The organism is Clostridium uliginosum, from assembly GCF_900112485.1.
Lineage (GTDB): Bacteria > Bacillota > Clostridia > Clostridiales > Clostridiaceae > Clostridium > Clostridium uliginosum.
In genome coordinates this window covers 117,322-143,747 of record NZ_FOMG01000006.1, presented here as the reverse complement: position 1 = coordinate 143,747, position 26,426 = coordinate 117,322, and the positions used below count along the sequence as shown (strand labels likewise).

At 27.9% G+C, this 26,426-nt stretch carries 31 protein-coding genes, 1 other RNA gene and 1 pseudogene; 4 read left to right on the top strand and 29 right to left on the bottom strand.

The genetic code is table 11. The annotated features are described in order from the left end of the window. Window positions 1-403: 403 nt before the first annotated feature. Together BM027_RS06195 and BM027_RS06190 are read right to left on the bottom strand one after the other, a co-directional pair. A complete protein-coding gene (locus BM027_RS06195; RefSeq protein WP_090089716.1) occupies window positions 404-1,186 on the bottom strand; it encodes a lysozyme in 783 nt (260 codons plus the stop codon). Between the two features lie 229 nt (window positions 1,187-1,415). Continuing rightward, on the bottom strand, window positions 1,416-1,826 hold the full coding sequence (locus BM027_RS06190) for a phage holin family protein (protein ID WP_090089713.1): 411 nt from the start codon (window positions 1,824-1,826) through the stop codon (window positions 1,416-1,418). Window positions 1,827-1,981: 155 nt separating this feature from the next. On the opposite strand from BM027_RS06190, the pseudogene BM027_RS18865 reads away from it, so the two are divergent. Next, window positions 1,982-2,137 (top strand): annotated as a pseudogene (locus BM027_RS18865) (IS110 family RNA-guided transposase); the annotation flags it as partial. Between the two features lie 117 nt (window positions 2,138-2,254). Here BM027_RS18865 and BM027_RS18480 read toward each other — a convergent pair. The 20 genes from BM027_RS18480 to BM027_RS06095 form a co-directional block, all read right to left on the bottom strand. Then, on the bottom strand, window positions 2,255-3,088 hold the full coding sequence (locus BM027_RS18480; RefSeq protein WP_242943295.1) for a hyaluronate lyase N-terminal domain-containing protein: 834 nt from the start codon (window positions 3,086-3,088) through the stop codon (window positions 2,255-2,257). A 28-nt stretch (window positions 3,089-3,116) separates the two neighbouring features. Further along, window positions 3,117-4,136, bottom strand: coding sequence for a hyaluronate lyase N-terminal domain-containing protein (locus BM027_RS18475; RefSeq protein WP_242943294.1), 1,020 nt, complete (start codon window positions 4,134-4,136; stop codon window positions 3,117-3,119). A 40-nt stretch (window positions 4,137-4,176) separates the two neighbouring features. After that, on the bottom strand, window positions 4,177-4,419 hold the full coding sequence (locus BM027_RS06175; RefSeq protein WP_090089711.1) for a hypothetical protein: 243 nt from the start codon (window positions 4,417-4,419) through the stop codon (window positions 4,177-4,179). An 11-nt stretch (window positions 4,420-4,430) separates the two neighbouring features. After that, the gene (locus tag BM027_RS18690; RefSeq protein WP_278320215.1) at window positions 4,431-4,559 is read right to left on the bottom strand and encodes a hypothetical protein; all 129 of its coding nucleotides are present in this window, start codon (window positions 4,557-4,559) and stop codon (window positions 4,431-4,433) included. A 100-nt stretch (window positions 4,560-4,659) separates the two neighbouring features. Next, window positions 4,660-4,821, bottom strand: coding sequence for an XkdX family protein (locus BM027_RS06165; RefSeq protein ID WP_090089708.1), 162 nt, complete (start codon window positions 4,819-4,821; stop codon window positions 4,660-4,662). A gap of 1 nt (window position 4,822) precedes the next feature. Then, window positions 4,823-5,131: a hypothetical protein gene (locus BM027_RS06160; protein WP_090089706.1), complete on the bottom strand. Its 309-nt coding sequence runs from the start codon at window positions 5,129-5,131 to the stop codon at window positions 4,823-4,825. Window positions 5,132-5,147: 16 nt separating this feature from the next. Continuing rightward, the gene (locus tag BM027_RS06155) at window positions 5,148-6,350 is read right to left on the bottom strand and encodes a phage tail protein (RefSeq protein WP_090089704.1); all 1,203 of its coding nucleotides are present in this window, start codon (window positions 6,348-6,350) and stop codon (window positions 5,148-5,150) included. Beyond that, window positions 6,351-6,965 (bottom strand): putative phage tail protein, encoded by a 615-nt coding sequence (locus tag BM027_RS06150; RefSeq protein ID WP_175559948.1) that lies wholly within the window; start codon window positions 6,963-6,965, stop codon window positions 6,351-6,353. It lies immediately after the preceding gene. After that, the gene (locus BM027_RS06145) at window positions 6,955-8,001 is read right to left on the bottom strand and encodes a baseplate J/gp47 family protein (RefSeq protein WP_090089699.1); all 1,047 of its coding nucleotides are present in this window, start codon (window positions 7,999-8,001) and stop codon (window positions 6,955-6,957) included. The genes BM027_RS06150 and BM027_RS06145 overlap by 11 nt, the downstream gene beginning before the upstream one ends. Window positions 8,002-8,003: 2 nt before the next feature. Beyond that, window positions 8,004-8,411, bottom strand: a complete 408-nt coding sequence (locus tag BM027_RS06140) for a DUF2634 domain-containing protein (RefSeq protein WP_090089698.1) — start codon at window positions 8,409-8,411, stop codon at window positions 8,004-8,006. Further along, the gene (locus BM027_RS06135; RefSeq protein WP_090089696.1) at window positions 8,404-8,733 is read right to left on the bottom strand and encodes a DUF2577 domain-containing protein; all 330 of its coding nucleotides are present in this window, start codon (window positions 8,731-8,733) and stop codon (window positions 8,404-8,406) included. Before BM027_RS06135 ends, BM027_RS06140 begins: the two co-directional genes overlap by 8 nt. Before the next feature lie 2 nt (window positions 8,734-8,735). Next, window positions 8,736-9,707 carry an XkdQ/YqbQ family protein gene (locus BM027_RS06130; protein WP_090089694.1) on the bottom strand — a complete coding sequence of 324 codons (972 nt, stop codon included), beginning with the start codon at window positions 9,705-9,707 and terminating at the stop codon, window positions 8,736-8,738. A gap of 11 nt (window positions 9,708-9,718) precedes the next feature. Beyond that, window positions 9,719-10,381: a LysM peptidoglycan-binding domain-containing protein gene (locus BM027_RS06125; RefSeq protein WP_090089691.1), complete on the bottom strand. Its 663-nt coding sequence runs from the start codon at window positions 10,379-10,381 to the stop codon at window positions 9,719-9,721. Next, window positions 10,381-12,279, bottom strand: coding sequence for a tail length tape measure protein (locus BM027_RS06120; RefSeq protein ID WP_090089688.1), 1,899 nt, complete (start codon window positions 12,277-12,279; stop codon window positions 10,381-10,383). Before BM027_RS06120 ends, BM027_RS06125 begins: the two co-directional genes overlap by 1 nt. A gap of 196 nt (window positions 12,280-12,475) precedes the next feature. Then, on the bottom strand, window positions 12,476-12,892 hold the full coding sequence (locus BM027_RS06115; protein WP_090089686.1) for a phage tail assembly chaperone: 417 nt from the start codon (window positions 12,890-12,892) through the stop codon (window positions 12,476-12,478). Window positions 12,893-13,123: 231 nt separating this feature from the next. Further along, window positions 13,124-13,591 (bottom strand): phage tail tube protein, encoded by a 468-nt coding sequence (locus tag BM027_RS06110; protein ID WP_090089684.1) that lies wholly within the window; start codon window positions 13,589-13,591, stop codon window positions 13,124-13,126. An 18-nt stretch (window positions 13,592-13,609) separates the two neighbouring features. Continuing rightward, on the bottom strand, window positions 13,610-14,920 hold the full coding sequence (locus BM027_RS06105; RefSeq protein WP_090089682.1) for a phage tail sheath family protein: 1,311 nt from the start codon (window positions 14,918-14,920) through the stop codon (window positions 13,610-13,612). Next, window positions 14,921-15,076, bottom strand: coding sequence for a hypothetical protein (locus BM027_RS18200; RefSeq protein ID WP_175559947.1), 156 nt, complete (start codon window positions 15,074-15,076; stop codon window positions 14,921-14,923). It abuts the gene before it with no gap. Next, entirely contained in the window at window positions 15,066-15,464 is a 399-nt protein-coding gene (locus BM027_RS06100) for a phage tail terminator family protein (protein WP_341465521.1), read from the bottom strand. The genes BM027_RS18200 and BM027_RS06100 overlap by 11 nt, the downstream gene beginning before the upstream one ends. A 597-nt stretch (window positions 15,465-16,061) precedes the next feature. Continuing rightward, window positions 16,062-16,574 (bottom strand): helix-turn-helix domain-containing protein, encoded by a 513-nt coding sequence (locus tag BM027_RS06095; protein ID WP_090089678.1) that lies wholly within the window; start codon window positions 16,572-16,574, stop codon window positions 16,062-16,064. A 587-nt stretch (window positions 16,575-17,161) separates the two neighbouring features. Between BM027_RS06095 and BM027_RS06090 the strand changes: the two genes are divergently transcribed. Beyond that, on the top strand, window positions 17,162-17,533 hold the full coding sequence (locus BM027_RS06090; RefSeq protein ID WP_090089676.1) for a helix-turn-helix domain-containing protein: 372 nt from the start codon (window positions 17,162-17,164) through the stop codon (window positions 17,531-17,533). Window positions 17,534-17,551: 18 nt separating this feature from the next. Continuing rightward, window positions 17,552-18,013, top strand: coding sequence for an ImmA/IrrE family metallo-endopeptidase (locus BM027_RS06085; RefSeq protein ID WP_090089674.1), 462 nt, complete (start codon window positions 17,552-17,554; stop codon window positions 18,011-18,013). A gap of 55 nt (window positions 18,014-18,068) precedes the next feature. Here BM027_RS06085 and rnpB read toward each other — a convergent pair. The 7 genes from rnpB to BM027_RS06050 form a co-directional block, all read right to left on the bottom strand. After that, window positions 18,069-18,413: RNase P RNA component class A (gene rnpB / locus BM027_RS06080), an RNA gene on the bottom strand. Window positions 18,414-18,584: 171 nt separating this feature from the next. Further along, on the bottom strand, window positions 18,585-18,830 hold the full coding sequence (locus tag BM027_RS06075) for a hypothetical protein (protein ID WP_090089672.1): 246 nt from the start codon (window positions 18,828-18,830) through the stop codon (window positions 18,585-18,587). Between the two features lie 138 nt (window positions 18,831-18,968). Further along, window positions 18,969-19,760, bottom strand: a complete 792-nt coding sequence (locus BM027_RS06070) for a Nif3-like dinuclear metal center hexameric protein (protein WP_090089670.1) — start codon at window positions 19,758-19,760, stop codon at window positions 18,969-18,971. A gap of 183 nt (window positions 19,761-19,943) precedes the next feature. Beyond that, window positions 19,944-20,627: a tRNA (adenine(22)-N(1))-methyltransferase gene (locus tag BM027_RS06065; RefSeq protein WP_090089668.1), complete on the bottom strand. Its 684-nt coding sequence runs from the start codon at window positions 20,625-20,627 to the stop codon at window positions 19,944-19,946. 285 nt (window positions 20,628-20,912) lie between these two features. After that, the gene (rpoD, locus tag BM027_RS06060) at window positions 20,913-22,037 is read right to left on the bottom strand and encodes an RNA polymerase sigma factor RpoD (RefSeq protein ID WP_090089763.1); all 1,125 of its coding nucleotides are present in this window, start codon (window positions 22,035-22,037) and stop codon (window positions 20,913-20,915) included. A 5-nt stretch (window positions 22,038-22,042) separates the two neighbouring features. Further along, window positions 22,043-23,824, bottom strand: a complete 1,782-nt coding sequence (gene dnaG / locus BM027_RS06055) for a DNA primase (RefSeq protein WP_090089666.1) — start codon at window positions 23,822-23,824, stop codon at window positions 22,043-22,045. A gap of 270 nt (window positions 23,825-24,094) precedes the next feature. Further along, entirely contained in the window at window positions 24,095-25,123 is a 1,029-nt protein-coding gene (locus BM027_RS06050; protein WP_090089664.1) for a deoxyguanosinetriphosphate triphosphohydrolase, read from the bottom strand. Window positions 25,124-25,319: 196 nt separating this feature from the next. On the opposite strand from BM027_RS06050, the gene BM027_RS06045 reads away from it, so the two are divergent. After that, window positions 25,320-26,387, top strand: a complete 1,068-nt coding sequence (locus BM027_RS06045; RefSeq protein WP_090089662.1) for a CotS family spore coat protein — start codon at window positions 25,320-25,322, stop codon at window positions 26,385-26,387. Window positions 26,388-26,426 lie beyond the last annotated feature (39 nt).

Genomic DNA, 26,426 nt, shown 5'->3' with positions numbered 1-26,426 from the left:
AATATTATAGTTATGCTTTAAAATAGTGTTGATATTGTATGAATATTCTATTATTCAAATTTAGACAAAATGTCAAAAAAAAAGGGCTATCTCATAATACAAATCATTTATTGATATGATGTATATTCAAAAAAGAAATAGAAATAACATTTGTGGAAGAAGCATTGAAAAATAAGCTTAGAGTTTCTTCATTTGAAGTTGTTCCATAAATGATTGTCCTAATATATATTAGGAGCAATCTTTTATGGGTACAACTTTAAATGTTAGAAAATCTTAGTGAAATTTTTCTAGTCTTCTTTAATAAATGTTATTTCTATTTCTTTGTTATTACTTTACTTGATAATTCTGAGACAGCTTCTTTACTATACATTAGAACTAATATAAGAATCACTTGATTTTGTTTTTATATATTTCCTGTATAGTCTTCATTTAAGAACATATCAGCTTCTCTACTTCTTCTTCTATAAAGACCTTCTAGTCTTGTTCCCCCACCATTACTCCAAGCTTGGAAATTAGAAGTAATAATATTCTTATCTCTTACTCCAGTAACTATATTTTTATATAAGGTAGAACTAAATAATGCTCCAATACCACAATTATATGCGAAACTTACCAATGCATCAAATTGATTTTGCTTTAAACTTATACTCTTAGAATCTAAATTGTTTTTAATTGCTTTAGCGTAATTATTATTAACTAAATTTTTTAACATTTCACTAGCTTGACTTTCTGTAACACTAGATAAATCTTTTATTTCATCACCAGTCATTCCATATCCTAATGTCAACACTCCAACCTCATCATAATATGGTGTAGCAGAAAATCCTTCCCATGATTTTATAAAATTAATACATTTATCAGATACTAAGGAGTTATCAAGCATATTACCATCCTTATCAAAAGTATATTCTTTTCCATTAATAGTTGCAGTACAATCTATATAGCACTTACCCTTATAGCCATTACTAGACTCTTCTAAGTAATACCAAATACCTTTTAATTGAATCCATCCTATTTGCATTGATCCCTGTTCATTCATATAATACCATGAACCATCTTTATCTTTTATCCATCCAGTTTGCATAATCCCTTCGTCGTTTAAATAATACCAATTACTATCATCTTCATACCAACCCTTTATAACTTTTCCATCTTCACCTTGTACACACCATTTCCATTGTGACATAATATATAACCTTCTTTCGTAGAATTTAGGCACACGAAAGAAAATAGCAAGTCCAAAATGCCATGATTATTTTTCATCAGGCAAGGAAACAGATTGGTTTCATATCAGGCCTATTATGGCAATCTGCTGACGCAGCATAATGGAAAATAGGCTTGGCAGATAGACTTGTTATTTTTTAAGTGTGCCTTATATTACATAATATGAAATATACGACTTAAATGTGCTCGAATCAATTAGTTTTTTTCTTTTCTCCATCTTTTAATTGTGATAATGCATCTAAAATTTTATCTGGAACTGGTAACCCTAACCCTGCACAATTTTCTAATAAACTTAATCCTTCATTTGCTATATAAAAATAACAAACCATAGTTCTAAATAGCCAATTTCCAGTATCTAAAAGCCTATCTAATGCGACTGCTACTATAAGTACTACAAATATAACTGTTTTTCTTGCTATCCCCTTAAGCCCAACATTTGAACTTAATTCTTTATTTATAAAGGCTCTTAAAAATCCTGTTGCATAGTCTAATATCATAAAAAGTATTAATACTCCTATTGCCGTATCCCATGTTCCAAATAACCATGTAAACCATGTGCCTACTGTTGCAATTATTGTTTTAAAAATATTTTCTTTATACAAATTTTAACCTCCTTATATAATGTAGTTGTAACATTTGATAGAGAACTATTTATCTTTCTAACGAACATCATACTTCTTATTCTTATTAACAAATCTAAAAAAGGTGTTAATTGATCTGAAAAAATATATTCAAAATTAATGAGTCTGGTAAATTTAAAGGTAAAAAAGCTAAAGTAGCCTTGGTGGCTATAATGCACAAAATTATAAATTATATATTTGCTTGTTCTCCGAAATCAAACGCCGTTTGAATTAAGAAATCAATACATAAACAAATGTCTTTAGAAAATAACTCTTTAAACAATGTAGTTTAATCACATTCCAAAATTTGTAACCATTCGTATTTTTTAATGGTTTATTTTTTATACTCTTTTTTTAAAAAAGTATTTTTTAACTTTTTACTTGACTATTATTAGCTGGTCTTAAATTACTTAATCTCCTATAACACACCAAGTATAACTCATTGATGTTGAATATTTTCCATAATAAATTGGCATATTAATATATCCATATCCTAAATTATATTTATCATTGATATCATATGAATAACACCCTCCATCAACTACACTTGTAATTGAATGAAATCTACCACCATCAAATATTGAATTATTCATTACAAGTCTGCCATCAATTCTACTTCCCCACATAAAACAAAATCTAGGTATAAAATCAAAACCAGATATATTATATACTGAAGCCATAAACGTTGGTGTATTCCCTATAACAATTTTTCTTCCTATAGGTATATTCCCTATTTTATTAGCTAAACTAGCTAAGGCTTCTACTCCATTGGCACTTACACCTTTGTTGTTAAGATTACTTGCCATAGTATTTTTATCTATTTGAATTCTATTCATTATTTCTGCATACGTATTATTAGCAGTCACTCCACCAACTACGCCAGCAATAGTAGTTTTTCCATTACTGGCATATTGAAAAGCCTCTGCTATTCCAGCCTGTACATTCTTAGCTGACATTCCTGCTATAGCTTCTAATTCTAATTCACTTGCTTTTGTTGCTCCTACTTTAACACCATTATACAAAAGCTTTCCATTTGAATTCTCTGTAAACTTATCTTGTTTCTTAACTATTTCCTTCAAGTGTGTATTAGTTGTTTCTAAGTTTGATTGTTTAGCAAACTCAATATTACTTAAACCATCTCCTATAAAAAATTCTTTTGTATCAGTTGTGAATGCAGGTTCTCCTACATTCAGAACTGGTAAATTAACTTTTAATCCTCTTTTAATTTGTATTTTATTTGCCATTTATTTTTCCTCCTCTTTATACTCTTTATTAGAATGTTCCACCATCCATATTACTTATGGTTGCAGTTATTGAGATGTCAGATGAACCATCAAAGCTAGCTGAACCAACTACATCACCAGCTATGGCTATAGTTCTATCTGTTTCTAATTTTGTAGCTGTCCCTGCATTTCCAGATACACTTGTTTTATTTGCTACTACGGAATTCACAAAAGCAGCAGTCGCTATTTGTGTTGTATTAGTTTCAGCAGATGGAGTTGGTGCTACTGGTATACCTGTAAAAGTTGGATTTGTAAACATTGTTGCTTTTGATTCATTTGTTACATTTCCAAGTCCTACATCAGATGATGTAAGAGTAACTATACCAATTTTACCTGCAACACTTAATACTGTATCAGTAGGTGTTAATAATTCTTGCCAATTTGTTAATACAGTTGGTGGCTCAAGCTTTAAAATGAAAGATTTATTTAAATCTTTTCTTACTGCAACATCACCTTTTTGTGCTGTTAATGCCAACATTTCAGTTTCATTATCTACTGGGAAAGTGTCTGTTATAGCTAAAGCAGGTAATATATTAGTCTCTAATTTTCCATTAGAATCTAAGATTGGTACATTTCCTGAACTTGTGCCTACATTTTTACTTGCAGCAGTTCCAGCATCACTTATTTTTGCTAATGTTAAACTTGGTATATCAGATGAAATTAACTTTTCTTCTGCAATTACATTTCCTTTTGTATCAACAGTAACTTTGCAATAGGTTCCTGGTGTAACTCCAGATGCCTTTTCTGTTGTTGTTATTGTTACATCGCTACTACCGTCAAACAAAACACTTCCTATAACATCTCCCCTTAATGCAATTGTCCTAGCTGTTTTTAATTTATCAGTAGTTTGTGAATTTGATGGTATATCTGGATTAATTAAAACTTTATTTGTACCATTACCTACATAAAGTTTTCCTGTGTCTAATACAAAGGCTGGTTCCCCAGCTTCTAGTGTTAAACTTGGTAAATTTGCATTATTTCCTCTTTTAATTTTTAATGTTTGTGCCATTATATATCACTCTCTTTCATTTAATTTGACTTAATTATCTTTAAAACATTCCGCAATCTATAGGATCAATTTTCTTTTCTAAAGCTAACACTGACGTATCAATTTCATCCAACCTATCGTCTAAATTAGCGTATATTCCTCTAGCATTTTCTACTTCTTTTCTTAATTCCTTATCCCTTACTTCTTCTACAGTTGAACCTCTTACATTTTCATTTTGACTAATCAGAACTAAATCATTTGAATTTGGAATTACTTGTGTTAAATCCTTGATTTTTATATCCATATTTTTTCCTCCTAAATAATTAATTTATTTACTGTTTTAAGTTCTCTGCTATCTTGATCTAATTTGTCTAGTCTTTCTCCGCGATTATTAATCCTTCTTTCATAAGTTTCAAATTTATCTTTAACTAACTTTTCATTCATCTATCACTTCCTTTCTAAAATTATGGCAATAAAAAAAAGACTCTTTAAAAGTCCTAATTTATTGCCTTGTATTTTTAATTATTTACTTCGTCAAATATTCCTATTGTGTAACAGTTGTTGGTCTTTCTTCGCTATAATCTACACTTGTTATTTCTTTATATTGTTCTGTAGTTATTTTCTTATAACTTACAAAATCCCAAGTGTCTCCATTGTTGTAACAGCCCCAATTATAGTATCTTTTTACTTTTTCAAACCAATTCATATTATTTACCTCCTGCTATTTGTTTTGTTAAATCAGCTAAATCTTTTTGTAATTGTTCCATTTGCAAGTCTTTCTTAGCCATGTCCTTTGTATTTTGTGCAAGTTCTTCCTGCAACAATTTGATTTGCGATTTTGGTATATCCTCTAAAACAGGCTTATGTGGTGTTACAGAAATATCTATATTTTTAATTAGCTTGCCTTCTGGTATTTCTGTTTCTAAATATTGTATACCACCTTCTGGCACTCTATAAGAAACACCCATCTGTAAAAATATATTTCCTGTATTATCATAAATTATTAATGTTTTCATTTTTATTCCTCCTCAATTAAAGTTTATAAGCTTTCCAAGATACTATACCATCCCAGCCCGCACATATATCATAATTAAACCCGTTATCAGTTGTGATAATTATACATTTGCCAGCTACTACATAGTTATTTCCACCCACTTGTGTATGACCAAAATCCACATGTTCACTACTATAATCAGTTCTCTTAAAATTAAAAAAAGTTCCACTGAGAACATCTAGTGGCGTATAATCCATATAGTATGCAAGTATCTCTGTATAGTTAGAGTCAGGGTATATACATGATATAATGATATAATTAGGTTTAAATGGCACTGTAGCGAAACCAATGACTTTATTTTTACTGTCCCTTTTTAAAACACCAGTAGCATATTCTACTCCGCCTAAAGTTGATATACTTATATTTCCTACCTTGCTAGCCAAACTAGCTAAAGCTTCATTTCCATTAGCACTAACACCTTTACTAGATAGATTACTGACCATAGTATTTTTATCATTTTGAATTTCATTAGCTATCTCTAAATGTGTATTACTACCACTTACATTCCCAACCTTGCCAGCAATAGAATTCTTACCGTTACTGGCAAATGTAAAAAGCTCTTGCATACCTGCCTGTACATTCTTAGAGTTCATGCCACTAATAGGATTTAAATTAACCTTAGTTGCACTTAAATCTATATTATTAACTGTATTTTGTAATTTTTCTAAGTCTGTTTTATTTGCTTTATTGTTCGTCAAATCTTTCAATTGTGAACTAATTTCTTCAATATCACTTTTTTTAGCAAAAACTATTGTTGGATCTATCTTTAAATTAATATTTTCTGTATTGGAGACTGATAATATCATTTTTATTATTAATTCTTTAGTACTTCCATCTGATAATATTGGTTTATAAGTTTCAGCACATTTAGCTACTGCTAATAGATTATTCTCTTCATCAAATACCCCATACTCCCTAATTGTAAATCCACCAACATTTGCGGGAATCATTGTTTCTATTACTATCCAATTTGGATTATCTTTATCAACTTGTATATTTCCTATATTACCTTCCCAAACTGTATTTATTAAATCTTTTTGTTCATCGGTTGGATTATAGTTCTTTCCACCCCCATCTCCAAGTTTTAACTTTACAAAGTTTACTTTTGTTCCTAAAACACTACTATTTGCTATCTTAGCTTTACCTATTGCAGTTAATATTGTATAAAATTTTTCTGACATTTATTTTACCTCCTTTGGATATATTGTTAAATTTTCTAAGCCTATATTGTGTATTATTTGTGTATTAACTTTTAAGTTAGATTGAATATTATTAGGAGTCCATGGATAAACTGTTATAATTTCTCCAGTTACTCTTGTTCCTCCAAAGTACAACTCATTTTCTACTATAGAAATAAGCTTATAATCCACTCCTAAATGCGCTGGCTTAACTTCCTCTATTGCAGTATATAGAGGATCTAATATATTAGGAAATGCATTATACGTTTTTAAATCTACTTCGAAACTATAATTTTTATTATTTTCTATAACCTCAATATCATTTATAAAACTTTTAGCTATTTGTTTAATTACCTCTATAGTTGTTGTTCCTTCTCCTCTTAGTCTTGCTAATACCCTGGAGCGTCTATTTTCTATTTTTTTAGAGCTATCTGGTATAATACCAACAAACTCTTCCCAATATTTTATTCCCCATGTAGTACTTTCTACAAAACATTGATTTAGTAGATCTTTTACATCTAAATTTAATTTATCAATTTCTATTTGTTGTACATTATATATATTTGAAATTTCTTTAACTTGAGATATAAAAAAAGGTACATAGTCTTTAAGTAACACTATCTACCACCACACTCTCTAAAATTGGGATATTATCCTCTCTTAGATCTATATCTTTTTTTTCATTATTTATAGATATTTCTTTATAATCCACAATTCCATCTACATCTAATATACAATTAACAATTCTATTAAATCTTATTACGCCTGATTTTAACCTTATCTTCTTAAAGTAAGAGTTAATATTAATTACTATTTTCTCCTTAATTGCTTGAATGTTATATCCTTCTTCTACTATAATTTTTGCACTAATATTAATATTACTTTCTTTTATTCCTATAACTGTTACGCTTGCTCCTATTGGTCTATTTTTTTCTATAGTAGTGACAACATTTTTTATTAACTCTTCAGTTGGACTTCTTCCTTCTATATCAGTTATTAATACTCTTACAGTTCCATTTCCATTCCACAATGGCTTTATTAATGCATTGCCTACTCCATTCACACTTAAAGCCCAATTTAAATAATCATACTTATTTCCAGATGTAGCTGGTGTTTGTACCTTTACTATCAGTCTATTAAATAAACTTTCATTTTTTTCTACATCTACCCCTTCGATTATTATTTTTCCTAAAACTCCTTTACCTAAGCCTTCAATATATTCAATAGGAAGCAAATCTCCAATTGGATAATTCCCATTAGATCCTATTACTTCGCATTGCATTTTATAATTTCCTTTTTCAATTTTTTCAATTGCAGTATAGTTAATCTTATCTATTGAAAATCTAGAGTTTATAGGAATATCTAATAAATTACTCTCACAATCATAAAATTTTCCAAGCTTAATTGCATAAGTAGCACATTTTCTTGTAATCCCATGTTCTCTACACCTTTTATCTAAATATTCACTTGGTATATTAGAAGATGCAAAAGAATATTCTAAAAATCTATCCATATCAGAGCGTAATTTTGTTATTTCTTGTGCTGCTGGAGCTAATGCATTATAAATTAAACTACTTCCAGGTCTTTTATCTAAATCATTTGTAACTTTATTTAACATATCTCTTAATAATTCTTCTTCTTTTAACTCAAACAAATTTAAATCACCACACTTTCATATAACTTTGAATAAATAGAAAAGACAGTGAATTTTACTAAAACACTGTCTTTTTCATATTCAAAAATAAATTCATCCACATTTTCAATTCTATCATCTTGGATTAAAGCTTCTTTTATCCTTCTCTTTATTTCACTTTCTGATATATCTCTATCCATTCCTATTGTTTCTTTAATCTCACTTCCATAGCTATCAGGATATATAAGATAATCATACCTTTCTGTATTTAATATAAAATATATTGTTTGCTTAAGTGCTTCTACTTTATCACAAATTCCAGATACTCTATTATTTTTAATTCTATAAGTTTTCCCTGGATATTTTACATATTCTATATTATCAATATCTTTTAATGAAGCACCTTGGGGTAATACACTAAAATTACTCATACTTTCCCACCTTATCAAGGATTAAAAATCTACTTCCTTTTTCAATCATTAATAATATAACAATATCTCCATTTTTTAATCCCTCTCTAATTACTATTTTTCCAAGAGATGATGATGTTTCTGAATGTGAATGTGTTAAATCTACTTCATACCTTGTTAAACTTTCAGGAACAATAAAAAATTCTTTAGATAATATTCTTTTTTGATCTATTCTTATAGTTAAAGCATCGTCTATTATAGTTCCAAATTCAATGTTTAAAGGATCTCCAGCATTAATTGCATTTACACTTGCCTGTTTTATAATATCTATCATATTTCCCATAGTTACACCACCTTTAAATTAAAGTCCATTGTATGTCCATCTTTTGAGAACTTGTGTGTAGCTTCTTCTATTAAATAACATTGATTTATACCATGCCTTTTTATATCAACAAACACTCCTGCTCCCCCTCTTAGCTTTGCTTCTAGTTCTGTATCAGTTCCTAATACATTCTTTAGCTTTAAGGTTTTACTTTCTTTATTTTTTAATTTTAAATTTCCATCAAGCATTTGCTCAATCTCTGCTTTATTTAATTTATCATCAATACTTTTAAAAAATTGAAGTTTTCCCCATTTATAAATACTTGAACTATCTTGGGCAATATACACGTCTTTTTGTCCAGTTTTTTCATTTTTTTTAACAAATTTTATCCTATTGTAACTCTCTTCAATAGATTTACTCCAATCATATTTTCCTAAATTAGTATCATCTGATATTATTATTTCTTGTCTCATATTATTTATATCCTTAAGATTTAAGCTTCCAAACTCATCATACAAAACAAAAGTTTTTGTATTTGCTATTAATGTTTTTTCAAGAGCCTTATAAATAATATCTAATAATTTTTTATCACTTTCTTGAATGATTGGAATAACATACTCAGTATCCTCAATACTCCCTTTTCTTAATCCTAACTTATCAGCTACTTTACTAACTATATCACTTGCTTTTATATTAGCAAATGCATAGGTGTCATTATACATTAGATATTTAATTTGATCATACGCATTTAACTTAATTTCTGGTCCTTCATCACCTGCATTTTTAAATATATATCCATAAAATATATTCACTTTATCAACTCTGAATCTTACAATATCTCCATTTGATATTGATATACTAGTGTCTTCTAATAAGCTTATATCTAGACTTGAAGGACTATCTTTTCTTTTAGTTTTCCATGTTACTTCTCTTACAAGATCGCTAATATCAAAAATATTCCCTTTCTTATCATCAATCAATAATTCTATTTTCATGTAAACCTCCTTTATGGAATATTAAATACTTGCCCAGGAAATATTAAATCAGGATTAGATATATTATTTATCTCTGCAATTTCTTTATATCTATTTCCATCACCTAAATACTTTTTAGCGATATGCCAAAGAGTATCTCCCTCAACTACAGTATGAGTTCTCACTTTTACTGTATCATTAGGTCTTAGTTGAGTATTATAATTATCTATAACTACACCATTTTGAGTTTCTTGTATAATTGCTTTTTTAGCGTAATATGGTCTATATCTTTTTAATTCTATAGAATAATAAATATCTCCAACTTCTCCACCCTTTTCAGTAAATTTAATACTCTCTATTGAGAATAAATCGTTTATTTCAAATGTAGTTCCAATGAATATAAATCTTATTTTTTCTATATTTTTGCGCCATTCTTTTAGTTTATTCATATAAACATGTGGTTTAAATAACTTTTTAGTGCTTACATATGGTCCTTTATTTGTAGGGAAATAGCTTTTAAACGATATCTCTGTTAACTTAGGGATATTTATCACATTTACTTCTCCTAAGTTTATAACATCATAGGTTTTGTTATCACCATTTTCTTTTACTTCTATTTCTTCTGGAAGTACAGGTAATTCAAATCCCTCATCACCATTGTTTATGCTTAATAGCATTTTATATTTCTTGCTCATCACGCATACAACCCCTCTGCACTATTATTCATTTCATTCTCCATATAAGTTTCTATTTTAGATATTATTTTATTAATATCTGCTTCTTCTTTAATGTCTCCAGTTGTAACTTGTACTGTTGGAGTTAATGATACAAAGTTTTGAATGCTATCTTGTTCTGCTAAATCTCTCATCATTTCTAAATGTTCATTTGAAACATCTACAGTATCATCCATATTTTTAAGACTTTCAGCACTGTCAGCCGAATTTCTACTTAAATTAGTATCATCTATTCCCACACAATTGTTAGCTAATGCTCCATCACCTTGATTTAACAATGAATTAGTAGAATCCGTTGGGATATTACTTTGGTTTCCAATATTACTCAAGTTACTTCCGTTTTTAAAATTATCTATTTTAGATGTGATACCCCCCAAATTATTTCCAATGCCTGATACCAAATTACTTCCCGAATTATATCCAAAATCAAATTCATTACCTAAATCTTTACTTTCCATTCTAGGTGCAGTCCAATAATCTTCTGGTGCTTCTGGAATATCAATTTTTAAAGAATCTATTGTAAAATCACCTAGCAAATCTCCTAAAAATGGTATTGTCTTAACTTTTTCTATAATCCAGTCTAAAGCACCACCTACGAAATCCGCTATTGAATTCCATATATTTATAAATAATCTTTGTACAGAGTATAATGGATGATTAAATACGTTAGCAAAAAATTCTACAAAACTTGCAATTATATTCCAGATAAGTGCAACTCTATTATATATAGCTCCAAATACAACCATAAAAATTCCACCTATAAATCCACATACTTGTTGAGTAGTCACGCCACACTGCATTAATACGTATATAAGTAATGCAATCGCTCCAATTACAAGTAATATAGGTAGATTCGCAATAAGCCATGCTGCTGCAAATATTAATACCTGGGGTACTATAATAGTTGCTAAGAATACCCCTATTGCTATTAAAATTGCTTGCACTATTCCCCAATTACTTTTTATCAGTTCACAAATCCATAATATAATACTAGCTAATCCCACAAGTGCTGCTGATATTACATCAAAAAATACTTGAAATGATCCATTAGAAAACATTTCATTTATTACTTCCATAACCGGAGCAAATGCTTCTAATGCACCTTGCCCTGATTCTGCCAAACTACTACTAAAATTTTCTTTTAAATTATCAAATTGAGAAGAAGCTGAGTTATTAAAGTCATCAAGCATTGATGAATCTAAACCGTTATTATTTAAAAGTTCATCAAATTTAGATGTAAAATCATCTAAATCCTTACTTGCTTGCAAAATACCTATATCTTCACTACTAAATCCAAAATTACTTTGAAGTGAAGCTCCATCACCAGACATCATCTCTTTAATAGCATCTCCTGCTCCTGACATACCTTCAGCAGAATTACCAAGTGATAGTCGCTCTGATAAATTAGCTAATTTATCTAAGCTTTCTGTATTTTTAGTTACTCCTGAAAATGACTGAGCATTATTTTTAAGTTCATCAAATGAAAATCCTGATTGATTAGCTTGCTTTTGTAGGTGATTAAAATAAGCTCCACCTGCATTTTTATCTCCAAGCATTCCTTGAACAGAAAGCATTTTATCTTGCATTTTTGATGTTTCAGACAAAACTGCCTGCACCCCATCTTTTACTCCACTAAAACTAACAGTGTTTTTTCCAAAATCTTTAGCTTTATTTAAAAGATTGTCCATACTCGATGAACTCTTACCTATATTTTGGCTTAACTTTTCTTCTTCTTTTGCTGCTTGTTGTATAGTTAAATTTAATACATTCGTTACTGATACCTGCTGTGATATTTGTTGTATTATTTGTTGATTTACTATACTATCCATAGCTGATATACCTGCTACTATTGATGCCATACCTATCACCTCCTTTTATTTTATCTTTTACGCTTTAATTTTTTAGCTTCTTTATTTTCCTTCTCTACGTGCAAATCTATAGAAGCATATACAAAAGCCTTCTCCTGTCTAGATAAATTCATTAATTCATGAGGAAGTATTTTAAGTTTATGGAGGGCATAATGAGCATATGCTGCTTCACCATCGTCCCCCTGAATTAGTTTTTTGCTTCTTCAACTAATTCATTAACACTTTTGTCATAACCATTTACTTCACTTACTATGGTTGACCAATCTGAAAATTCTCCATCTTTCATTTTAGATTTCATCGCACTTAATAATTGTTCTGCTCCCATAACTGCCCAAGAAGATTGAAGTTCTGAATTTTTTAAGTCAGGGCAAGTTGTAGTTTCAATTATTAAATCTGAAATATATCTATCTTGATCTGTTTCAATTATTCTTTGTCCTTTTACAAATTTAATTTTTCTATTTTTCTTTCTTAACTTATCTCCTAAATCAGCAGAAATAGGTTTAAACTTCATTATTTTCTTTTTTCCACCTAAAGTTATTTCTCTCTCAGTTTCTTGTGTTTCCTCAAAGCTATCCATTAAAAAATCTTCAAAATTATTATTCATTTTGTTATCTTCCTCTCTTCTCTTTAATTTTTATTTTAACTATTGATTTAAAACTCTTTATTATTGGCACTATTGTTGTACTTAATCATATTCTTATAGTTTTTAGATTTAAATAATTCTTGAGCCTCCTATATTTCACTGTCTAAAGTTTATCCATTACTTTATTACCCATGTTTATAAATCCTTAAAAACCACTTAAACTTTATTTTTACGTTTAAAATTAAATACTTATTATGATATTACTGGCTTTCCAAACTTATCTAATAAATCAACATCTTCATAAGTAAATGCCATTTCTTCTTCTAGTACTTCACTTTCTACATCAAACATTGCCATACTAACCTTATCAAAGTTACATTTTTTTAATACAACTGTTTGTTTTCCTACTGTTGATGTTGCATCTTCATTTGTAACCGTCATATCAAAATAAACATCTTTACCAGTCTTAATATAATTTATCATCATTTCTCTAAATAAAGATGTAACATAGTAAACAGTAAGTGTTCCTGTTCCTTTCCATCCTGTTGCTTTATTTTGCTCAACTCTACTTCCCAAAGTTTTTCCTGTTGTCTTAGTTTTTTCTGCATCAGATTCTAGCTTCTTTGCATAAAACAACTCTTCATTCCTACCCTTTATAGTTATAAATCCTTTTGCTTCTGTTCCGCTTAAAGTATCACTGAAATTCAAAAAATCACTCATTTAATCATCCTCCTATTATTATATAAATACAGTCATATATATTTTTTCCATGCTATCTACTGGCTGTGCATTAACATTAACTACAACAGCATCTTTAGAATTTCCATTAAATACTTCAATATCTTCTACACTTACATTTTCTAATGCACCTTCTGCTTGTAATGTTTCTAATATATTAAGTACATCCTTTTTAAATAGATTTCTGCCATCTTCATTATTACTTGTCTTTCCAATATAAGTTTCTTCCCACTTTGATTTAATTCTATTGTTTATTCCATCTAAAGCCCTTATAACTCTGTTCTTTCTAAAATCAGATTTCTTATCATCTGTAAAAGTCTTTAAAGTATTAACATCTTGTTCAATTAAAATCTTTTGATTATTATTAATAAATATTATTTCACCATTAGTAATAATTTCTTTTATTTCACTATCTGAGTATCTAGTATCTACATTAATAGCCCCTTCATATAAAGCATAGGTATTAGATGTTGCATAACTTGCACTTGCAGTTAGAGCTGCTATATATGCAGTTGCTTCTACATTACTAATATGGATATTATTTTTAATATAAACACCATTTCTAACAGATATTATTCCTTCATAATCTGCCTCCCCAAAATTAGGTAAAATAGCTTGTATCTTTCTACCTTCATCCTCCCTTAATCTTCTTACGAATTCTTTTACAACTAATTTAGTATTCAAATCATCAAAAGGTATTGCGAAAGTATTAAAGTGATATAATTCTAATTCCTTTAAAAAATCCGAATAATCTTTTCCTGTAACACCTTTATCTTCTCCGCCTTCTAACTTAATACCTGATGATAACTGAAGTACTCCTGTACCTTTAAATTCTACAAAGATATTATCAGCTAATTCATCAATATTATTAACTTTTTGAATATCTACTTTTGTGTTTCCTAAAAATGTACTTACATCAAAAGCAGTTTGATCATTAATATTAGTTTGAATAACTATCCTTATGTCGTTTCCTTTACTGCCACTCCATTTAGCACTTATAGTTAGACCTCCTAATGTCTTACTTGCCTTAACCCCTTCATTAAGTCTATATAATAGTACTATTTTTGCTTTCTTTAATGCCTCTTTTAACATTACGATACATTTCTCATCTTTTTCTATTCCTATAATTTTTAATAAATCTGTGTCATTATTTATTTGTATAATTTTCTTTTCAGGACCAAAGGGTAATGATATTGGTAATCCAACTACTCCTCTTTCATTAACTACATCTTCTTCATTATGCTTACTTTTAAAATTTACATAAGCACCTGCTCTTACTTTGTTTTGTTTTTCCCATATTCCTCCTGCCATCTATTTAGCCTCCCTATCATAAAATTTATTAATTACATCTTTTGCATCATTAATGCTATATTCATTATCAATTAGTAGTGCATTTAAAATATCTTTTTCATTAGGTGTAAAATGCTTAGATTCTATTAGTTGTGCTTTTGAAAACTTATTTTCCACTTATATCTACCTCCAATTTTTCCATATCTGTTTGTTCAATCTTTTTTAATAAGTTAAACTTTAGCTGGAACATAAAATGTAACACTTCATCGACTATTTCATGTTTCATATTCAGTGTTCTGTATTTTTTACTATCAACTTCTACATATTCAAGTGTTTTATATAAGCTATCAGCCATATTAAAATAATCCAAATTTATACTCTCTTTATCACTAAAATAACTTATATCAAAATATACATTTCTCTTGTATCTTCTATTAAGTTCTTTTATTTGATTTGAAGTTAATATTTTGACAAAAAAATAAGGTTTCTTAAAACCTTGTTTTATTTCTTCGTCATATACAGTAACATTAGGAAATTCTCTACCTAATATTTTCCTAATTTCAATTATTAAATCATTTATACTATCACCTCCTTTACTTTTGGGCTATTTTTTAAAATAATATTGATGTTTTAATATCAATATTCACTTAAAACATAGCTTGCTTCTTAAATATTAATCCTCCTCCCCTCCTCAAAAACTGTATACTAATTACCTTTAGTTATTAGTATTATTGTTCTTTAAGCTCTGCAACTTTAAAAAAGAGCATAATAAAAAGCCTTACTTAAAATAAGACTTTAAATCCTTTATATATACTTTAAATTAAAAGCATGGCCATGCTAAAATATATGTCTAACTTGTTTTTAATTTTGAATTAATTATATCTTTGTTTACTTTTCCATACTACCATTATTACATGTCAAACCTTTCATTAAAATACCATCTTTTTTTCATCTATTTATCACGTCATATATATTACTTTATTTCTTAGTTTCTAATTACTTATTTACATTCTTCCATAATACTATTATCTCATGTCAAACCTTTCATTAAAATACCATCTTTTTTTCATCTATTTATCACGTCATTTATATACATGCAAAAAGGCATCTATATTTTTTATAGATGCCTTAAAATTCAGACTATGTTTTAAAACATAGAATTTTATTCTAACTTTATTCCTTCAATTCCAAATAAATAAATTCCTAATTCAGTTAGCATTTCATTTATCCATCTTCTAACAGTTATAACACCACAATTTAATTCTTCTGCTATTTGTTCGTATGTTTTCTCTCCTATAAAGATTTTCTCTAGTGCTAAATATTTTTCTATAACACCTTTTCTTTTTTGTTCTTTTTTTAATAATTCTAATGATACATCTACATGTGAAATCATTATTAACGTCTTAACTTTACTTTGTTTTATACTTAAAATGTATAATTCATCATAGTCTTCTTTTTCTAATTCTATTTTATCACTATTAGTTATATCATTTATATCACTTACTGAATAAACTATATGTGACTTTAGATCATTATAATGTTTCATTAATAACTTCGTATTATGAAATACCCGTTTTTCATCTATTACTTTTTGTTCCTTATCATATTCTTTTATTGCTACCTTTACAGCTTTTTCTATAAATTTGTATATATTTACTTGTTCTAATTCTAACATTAAACTTTTCCCCCTATACCTTATATCTAAATCATCTTCATTTTTTCTTTAAATTTTATACATTAATATTTATTTTTATCTTCTTAATATTAATTACATCGCTTTATATATAATGTCTTAAATATATGTTGTAGTTTCTTGTTTCTATTTCTATATTACTATTATCGCATGTCAAATTTGTCATTAAAATACCATCTTTTTTTCATCTATTTATCAAATTAAACATATTATTATTTCTTATGATACTATTTTATTATTAAATTTATAGTACCTTGTATAAAACTTACATAAGTTTAATTCGTTTAACACTAACATAATATTTATTTACCTCTCACATATTAAATTTTTATATTTACTTGTTATTTTGAAATATTTCATTCGTCTTATTAACGGTAAACCGTAATTACATTTTATCTTTTTTTTCCATTTTTAACAAATTAGTTATTGTAAATTATTGCTTTTCTAGTAAAAGTAGCTCTTAATGGCTACATATTATACGGTTTTCCGTACAAGGTTGCTTTACTTTGCCAAAATTAAGTGTTATTATATTTCTGTAAACCAAAACATAATAAGAAAGGTGATTAGTTATGAGCTATATAAGTGATTTTTTAAAAAATACAAGAATTGAAAAAAAATTGACATTAAAAGAGTTATCATATATATGTGGTGTTGGCCCTAGTACAATTTCAGATATTGAAACCGGAACTTCTTTAAACCCTAGAATGGGAACACTCCAAAAACTTGCTAATGCTCTTGAAGTATCAGTTAATGACTTTTTTGAAAATGAAAATACTACTATTATAGAAAAAACTACACCTATAAAGAAAAATGTTGATATAGAAAAACAAAAACAAATAGATACAGTAGCTGCACATTTGGAAGATAAAAATTTAACTCCTAAAAAAGTAAAATTATTAAAAGATTATATAGATGCTTTATTTGATGATGAAGATTGGTAAATTTGAGGCAATAACTTAATGACATATGAAAGATTACTTATAATTGCTGAAAATAAGGGGTTAAGAGTTAAAGATAAAAAATTAAAATACAATCTTAAGGGATTATATAAAAATAGTAAAATACTTATTAATAAAGATATTGAAACTAATGTTGAACGTAAATGTATTTTAGTTGAAGAAATAGGTCATCATGAAACTTCTTTTGGAAATATAATTGATGATAATAACATCATTAATAGAAAACAAGAGTTACTAGCTCGCAGGTGGGGTAATGAAACACTTATAAGTTTAGAAGATTTAATTAATGCTTATAATGATGGAGCAACAAACAAATATGAGCTAGCTGAATATTTAGATGTTACAGAAAATTTTTTAAATGAAGCTATAAGTAACTACCGAAAAAAATATGGTATTTACTGTGAATTTAATAATTATTTAATCTATTTCGAACCTACTCTAGGAATATTAAAAATTTTTTAATTAAATAAAAGTGAACAAAAAAAACACTAGGCATTAACCTAGTGTATTTTACAATTAAACGAGACAAGCCGTAAGCGGGGTTCTGTATTAAGCAATCATCTATCTAGACCTATTGTTGCCAATAGGTTCAAGCGACGCACCCGGAGGCGGGACGGGCTATCCCTTAATGCCTCTCTATTCGGTCTTGCTCCAAGTGGGGTTTACATAGCCGTGAAGTCGCCATCACGCTGGTAAGCTCTTACCTCACCTTTCCACCCTTACCTAAGTAAACTTAGGCGGTATATCTCTGTTGCACTTTCCTTCAAGTCGCCTTGACTGGACGTTATCCAGCACCCTGCCCTATGGAGCCCCGACTTTCCTCTCCTGGATCAAGCCCAGCAGCGATTGCACGTTTTGCTCGCAAGATATATCTTAACATAGTTCTTTATAATTTACAAATAAAAATTTAATTAATTCTTTTAAATATTATTTTTTAATATATATGTTCTAAAAAAGTTTGTTCATTTAAATTGAATTTGTACTTTTAGCAATTGTAACAATGAATTTTATTAATTAGAACTTATATATTAATCTATAATAAAATGAACAGTAGCATTAGCAAAACTATTATCAAAAGACCATAAATGCTTACGCCACATAAAAGTAATGACAAAAGTAAAAGTGCTCCAACTACAAGTTTAGGACACATATACCATGGTCCAGGGAAAAATGGAGACCAACCCCTTCTACATCTACCGCCTCCATTAAAAGTTCTTCTCATATGTCTAAACATATGTCTAAATTCTCTTTTAAAATCATTTTTATCACCATCTCCCATAGCTACCACCTACAAATTATTCTTATAAATTAATATATGCATATACAATGGAATTTAGTTAATGTATTAGGCACATGAAAGAAAATAATAGACCAAAGATGCGTCGTATATCGGGTCTGTTATTTTTTTGAACGTGTCTTATATAAAACTATAAGGATCTTCACATTTTTCAGATATAATAAATTCAATATCCTTAAACTCTTCTTTTAAGAATTCTAAACTTTTCAAATATGCAATCCATTCAGTTGAAAAATGTCCAGCATCTATTATGCTTATACCCATCTCTTTGAAGTCAGAAGCAAAATGATATGTTGTATCTCCTGTTATTATACAATCTGCTCCACATTCTTTTGCTTTATTAAAAAGATCTTGACCACTTCCATTAATTATTGCTAATGTACTTACTTTATTATTACCTTCAACAACTCTCATGTGATTTATATTTAATTTGCTTTTTATAGTATTTATAATATCTGTTAACTGAATTTTATTTTCTAATTTTACTATTCTTCCGATTCCTGAATCTTCAAACCCTTTAATACTAGAAGTTTCAATTATCTGATCTGAATTAAATCCCAATATTTCAACTACTGTTTCATTTATTCCTAATTTAGCAGAATCTAAATTTGTATGACATGAATAAAGACTTATATCATTTTTTATTAAATTTATAACTTTTTCCCCTAATAAATCTCCTTGTATTATATTCTTAGGTTTTTTAAATATTAAAGGATGATGAGTTATTATTAAATCAACTTTATTATCTATACCTTCTTTAAGTACTTTATTTGTACAATCTAATGCTAATAGAATACTTTTCACTTCTTTGTTTTGATCACCAACCATTAATCCCACATTATCATAATCTTCTTTTAAAAATTTAGGTGCTCTCTTTTCAATTGCTTTTGAAATATCTTTTACTGTGTTCATATATTTTCTCCTTTAATTTTGTTTCCTAAGACACATGAAAGAAAATAACATACCAAAGATGCACTGTATATTGGGTATCAGACAAAGAAACAAGTTTTCATAGCTTATCTTATCCGTAAAACTTGCCGACACAATATGATACAAAATAGGCAAGCATACTGGTCTGTTATTTTTTGAATGTGCCTAAATAAACTTCTCTAATATTTTAATCTTACTTTTAATTTCATTCTTTCTTTTTTGGGCTGATTCTGTACCATCCTTAATAAAGGCCACTATCTTATTATATTTCTCAATTTTTACTTTTATATATTCTTTTAATAAAGGATTTTCTTCTTTCAGCATTATTGGACTTATTTCATAAAATATAGAATCTAAAGTTGTATTCTGCCCTATTTTATACCTTACTTTAAACAACTCATAATATTGTCCTTCATCTAAACATAAATCTTCACATAAAATTTCATAATTATTATTATACAAATATTCTCTTAAGACTTCTGGATTTTGAGCTGGTTGAAGAATTAAATACTCCAACTTTTTTACCTTATTTAAATCTTCTTCTAATATATCCCTTATTAAGTTTGCTCCCATTCCCGCAATTATAACACCTTGTGCTTCGCCTTTATTTAATTTGTTTAATCCTCCACCTAATCTAAAATCTATTTTATCTAATACTCCATCTAATGAAGCATTAATTTTCGCCTTTTTTAATGGATCTTTATTTATATCAGATGCAATAACTCTTTGTGCCATTTCATTTTTTATCAAATAAATCGGTATATATCCATGGTCTGTACCAACATCCATTATCACATCACATTTGTTAATATATTTTATAATCCAATTTAATCTTTTACTTAATTCCATTGTTACACCTACAATTCTTATATATTAGTTAAGGCATTTCCAAACAAATAACTAGTCAGTATTTTTATCTTTTTGAATGTGCCTTATATTAAGTCAGATAGTAACAGCATTATTAACTGACTTTGCCTCCTTATCTAGTTCAAAAAATCCTAAGAATCTTGAATTAGTTATTTATTTTACAATGCCAATTTATAATTATTGATTATTTATGAAATTCAACATAAATTTCTTTTAACTGTACATTTATGTATCCCTTATAAAAAAAGAGCACCTTTTTACAGGTGCTTAATCTAAATAATCTTTTAATTTCTTACTTCTTGATGGATGTCTTAACTTCCTTAAAGCTTTTGCTTCAATTTGTCTAATTCTTTCTCTTGTAACACTAAACTCTTTTCCTACTTCTTCAAGTGTTCTAGCTCTTCCATCATCTAATCCAAATCTTAATCTTAATACTTTTTCTTCTCTTGGAGTTAAAGTATCAAGTACATTTATCAATTGCTCTTTTAACATTGTAAATGCTGCTGCTTCAGCTGGTGCTGGAGCTTCATCATCTGGTATGAAGTCACCTAAATGTGAATCTTCTTCTTCTCCAATTGGAGTTTCTAAAGAGACTGGTTCTTGTGCAATTTTTTGGATTTCACGAACTTTCTCTACTGGTAGTTCCATTACTTTTGAAATTTCTTCTGGGAAAGGATCCCTACCTAATTCTTGTAATAATTGCCTTTGCACTCTTATAAGCTTATTAATTGTTTCTACCATATGAACTGGTATTCTAATTGTTCTAGCTTGGTCTGCAATAGCTCTTGTTATTGCCTGTCTAATCCACCATGTAGCATAAGTTGAAAATTTATATCCTTTTCTGTAATCAAACTTTTCAACTGCTTTTATCAGACCTAAATTACCTTCTTGAATTAAGTCTAAAAATAACATTCCCCTACCAACATATCTTTTAGCTATACTTACTACTAATCTTAAATTAGCTTCTGCAAGTTTCTTTTTAGCTACTTGATCTCCTTCTTCGATTCTTTTTGCAAAATCTATCTCTTGTTCTGAAGATAATAAAGGAACCTTACCTATTTCCTTAAGATACATTCTAACTGGATCGTCTATGGCAATTCCCTCTGGAACTGTTAAATCAAGTGATTCCTGAACTTCTGGTGCATCATTTCCACCACCTATAACTTCAACACCCATCATTTCAAGAACTTCATATATTTTTTCTATTTGTTCTGGATTTAAATCTATGTGATCTATCTCATCCATAATCTCTTTATATGTTAAAGAACCAGTTTTCTTTCCTTTATCGATAAGATTTTTTACCATGGCCATTTTAGCGTTCTTGTCTTCTTTTCCCTTTATAGCCTTTGCTTTTGTTTTTTCTTCCATGTTTTTTTTGCCTCCTTCTGCCATGACCATTAACATCTCCTTCTTTTTTTTAATTCTTCTGATAAATTTGTTAACTTAATTGCAAGTTTTATAGATTCCTCAATCATTCCCTTATCTTCCAACTTTCTTTGTTCATTCTTTAAACTGTTAATCTCTAACTTTAACTTAAAACTTTTAACTTCGTTTAAGTAGTCGCTAATTAATCTATCTTTATTTCTTAAATCTAAAATTTTATGTTCTTTTATAGCAATCCATTCTTTCGAAGTTTCTACATCATCACATCTGCTTTCAATATAAGAATTTATATTAATAGATTCTTCATTTTTGCTATTTAATATTAATGAATAAATTTTATTGTGAGAATCTATGACAAAATCTCCTAGATTTATACACCTTTTAATTTCATCAAAGAATTCTTCGTTTAGCATTAATTTTAGTAATGCCCTCTCAGCCTTTATATATCCTGGCTCTACATATAATTTTGTTCCAAAATATTCCTTTTTATTCATATAATTATTTTCTTTTTGTTTTTTTGCCATTACTTGTGAAAGTAAGTCATATAATGCCTGTTCTTTAATTCCAGTATCTTCTGAAATTTTTTTTATATATACATCTTTTTCTACTGGATTTAATTCTGCTAATACTTCTGCTACTTTTTCTCCATATTTTATCAGGTTATTTCTATCTTTAAAATTTACACCTTCAGCAACTCTCTTAATTCTATACTCAATTAAAGGCAATGCATCTTGAGCTAATCTTAAAAATGCATTTTTACCATTACTTCTTACAAATTCATCTGGGTCTTTCCCTTGAGGAATTACTAATACTTTAACCTCAAATCCAGCATTTCTAAGAATTTCAAGTCCCCTTAATGTAGCAGTCTGTCCTGCAACATCTGCATCATAAGATATAATCACATTATTTGTATATCTTTTTAAAAGTCTAGCTTGATTAACCGTAAGTGCTGTACCTAACGATGCAACAACATTAGTTATACCATACTGATGAAGAGTAATTAAATCCATATATCCTTCAACTATAATTATATAATCCTCTTCTATTCTATTTTTAATTGCAAAATTTAGCCCATAAAGATTAATACCTTTTTGGAATATTATTGTTTCTGGCGAATTTAAATATTTTGGTTTTGAATCATCTAAAACCCTTCCTCCGAACCCAATAACTTTTCCTTTTGCATCAAATACAGGAAACATTACCCTGTTTCTAAATCTATCATATATGTTTCCTTTTTTTTCATTCTTCGAAACCAATCCAGCCTCTAATAATAAATTATCTTTATATCCTTTACCTCTTAAATAATTTATTAAATCTCTCCAGCTATCGTTTGAATATCCAAGACCAAATTTTTTTATGGTTTCTTCCTTTATTCCTCTGTTTAAAAAATAATCTTTTGCTACCATTATTCTTTGAAGATTTGCAAAATAATATCTTCCACTTTCTACATTGACGTTATATAACATCTCCTTTTTTTTAGAAACTTGAGGTCTTTCCTGTCCTTGTAGATTTAAAGGAATATTAGATTTATCAGCTAAGTATTTTGCTGTTTCTACAAATGTAAGTTTTTTTTGTTTCATAATAAATGTAAATACATTTCCTGCTTCTCCACATGCAAAACATTTATATATCTGTTTATCTTGAGAAACACTAAATGATGGAGTTTTATCATTATGAAACGGGCACAAACCTATATAGTTTCTGCCTGATTTTTTTAGTCTTACACTTTCTGAAATAATATCAACTATGTCACTTTGCTCTCTTATCTTTTCAATAACTTCTTCTGGAATTTGCAAGGAGACATCTCCCTCCTTACTATTTTTTTCAGCAATTATATAATATTCGACATCATAACTTCTTTTCCTTCTTATTACATAAAAAAAATTTTTTTATTTTTTTATTTTAAAGTACTAATTCTTTTTTTTGCCTTGTAAACCTCTTTTTTCTTTACAAATCTTATTTACCCATTTTAATGATATTTTATACTTAAATCATTATTAAAACTAATAAAATAGTATTATACTATCTTATCCCATTCTTTTCATTTCAACCTTTAAGGAATATGCCTAATATATTACTAATTTAGGTACATACAATTTATTAAATAAAGCTAAACAATAATCATCGCTCATTCCTGCAATATAATCAGCAATTCCTCGCTCTAAACCTTCTTTTTCTACTATATCAATATACATTTTAGGCATCTCTTCTGGATGTTTGTTATAATAATTCAAAATTGCTTTTAATATAAATTTTGCTTTATCTCTTTCAACCTTTAATGTTTCTCCTAAATATATATTTTTAAACATAAATTTTCTAAGCTCAATCATTGCATCTTCAATTTCTTTACTTAATCCAACTTCTTTAATTCCATTATTAATATTTTCATTAGAGGTTTTAATAAAATTTTTAATTAAAACTTCTAATCTTTCTTTAGATGAATTACCCAATATTTTAGTTACTTCTTTTGGGAGTTCTTCTTCTTTAAGCAATCCTGCTCTTATTGAATCATCTATATCATGGTTTAAATAAGCAATTTTATCACTATATTTAACAATAGTACCTTCTAACGTTATAGACTTATTATTTTTATCTCCTAAACCACTATGCTTTAATATACCATCAATTACTTCCTTAGTAAGATTTAGCCCTTGACCATCATTTTCTAATTTATTAACCACTCTTACACTTTGTTCATTATGCCTAAATCCACCTTTTAAGTACTCATTTAGAACTTCTTCCCCATTATGTGCAAAAGCCACATGTCCTAAATCATGTCCTAACGCTATAGCTTCAATTAAGTTTTCATTTAATCCAACTCCAACACCAATATTTCTAGCAACTTGTGACACTTCTAATGTATGAGTTAATCTAGTCCTATAATGGTCACCAAAAGTTTTAATATAAACTTGAGTTTTATGTTTTAATCGTCTAAAAGATTTACTGTGAATAATTCTATCTCTATCTACCATATAACAAGTTCGAATATCATCATCTTCTTCTTTTTTGTTTCTCCCTAAAGAAGAAGATGAAAAAGAGGCTTCTTTAATAAGTGTCAACCTTTGAAAGCTCTCAATTTTTTGCCTTATATTCATATATTCTCACCCCACTTTATCTATTCTATATATATCACTAAAATCCTCTATTTAAAACCTATAAATATTATTTACAAAAACAACAAAATATTATCCTTTACATTTGAAATTTTATAATTTTTTATTTCTTTATTTATGTATATTTATTAAAATCTATTAATATCATAGTAATGAATAAATTTATAAGGAGAGCATTATGAACCCAGAATTAATTTCATTAGAAAAATCTAATTTATCACCTGATGTTATAAAAAATACTGTTTTGAAATATTATGGTTTACAGAATGCACAAATTAATATAGTTAAGTTTAAAGATACTGTTAAGCAAAGAGCTGTTTACAAAATAGATTACAAAGATAAAAGCTATTGTTTAAAAAAAGTTTATTATGATTTACCAGATTTATTATATGTATATTCAGCTAATGAATGGCTTTATAGACAAGGAATTAACGTACCAAACTTACTACCAACAATTGATAATAATAGATTTGTTTATTACTCAGATATGTTATTTATATTAACCCCCTGGATAGAGGGTGTTAAATGTAACTTTGATAATATTACTCATGTTATACTTTCTATTAAAGAACTTGCTACTATACATTCTATATCAAAAGATTTTCATCCAATTTTAGGTAGTTCTAATAAAGAAGGTATTGATGATTTTTACATATCAACTTTAAAACATTTTGAACAACTACTCACCATTTCAAATCAAGCTTTTAAATATAAAGATGAGTTTTCTAAAGAATTTATTTCTAGCTTCGATATTAATTTGTACCTTGCTAAGCTTTCTTTAGATATAGCCTATAATATTGATAATAACAATTTAAGCAAATCTTTATGTCATGGTGATTATGTAAATAAAAATATAATCTTCACTAAAAGTTTAGACCCTTGTATAATTGACTTTGATAAATGTAAAATGGATTATTGCGCTAAGGATTTAGCATATTTTATGCGTCGATTGCTTAAACGTGAGAATACAAACTGGGATATGGAGCTTGCTCTATCAATAATCAGAACTTACAATGAAATATGTAAACTTACAGATTCAGACCTTAGATATATAGTTGCTTACATTTGTTTTCCTCAAAAATATTGGAGAATATCAAGAGATTATTATAAAAATATCTCTAAATGCAATAAAGCTGCATTTTTAACTCTACTTAAAAATGCAACTAAGAGAAGTAATTTGCAATATGAATTTTCTTTAAATTTAATAGTATCCATAAAAAAGGAATTTAATATATGTATATTATAAAAATACACATTGGATAAAAATCCAATGTGTATTTTTTTT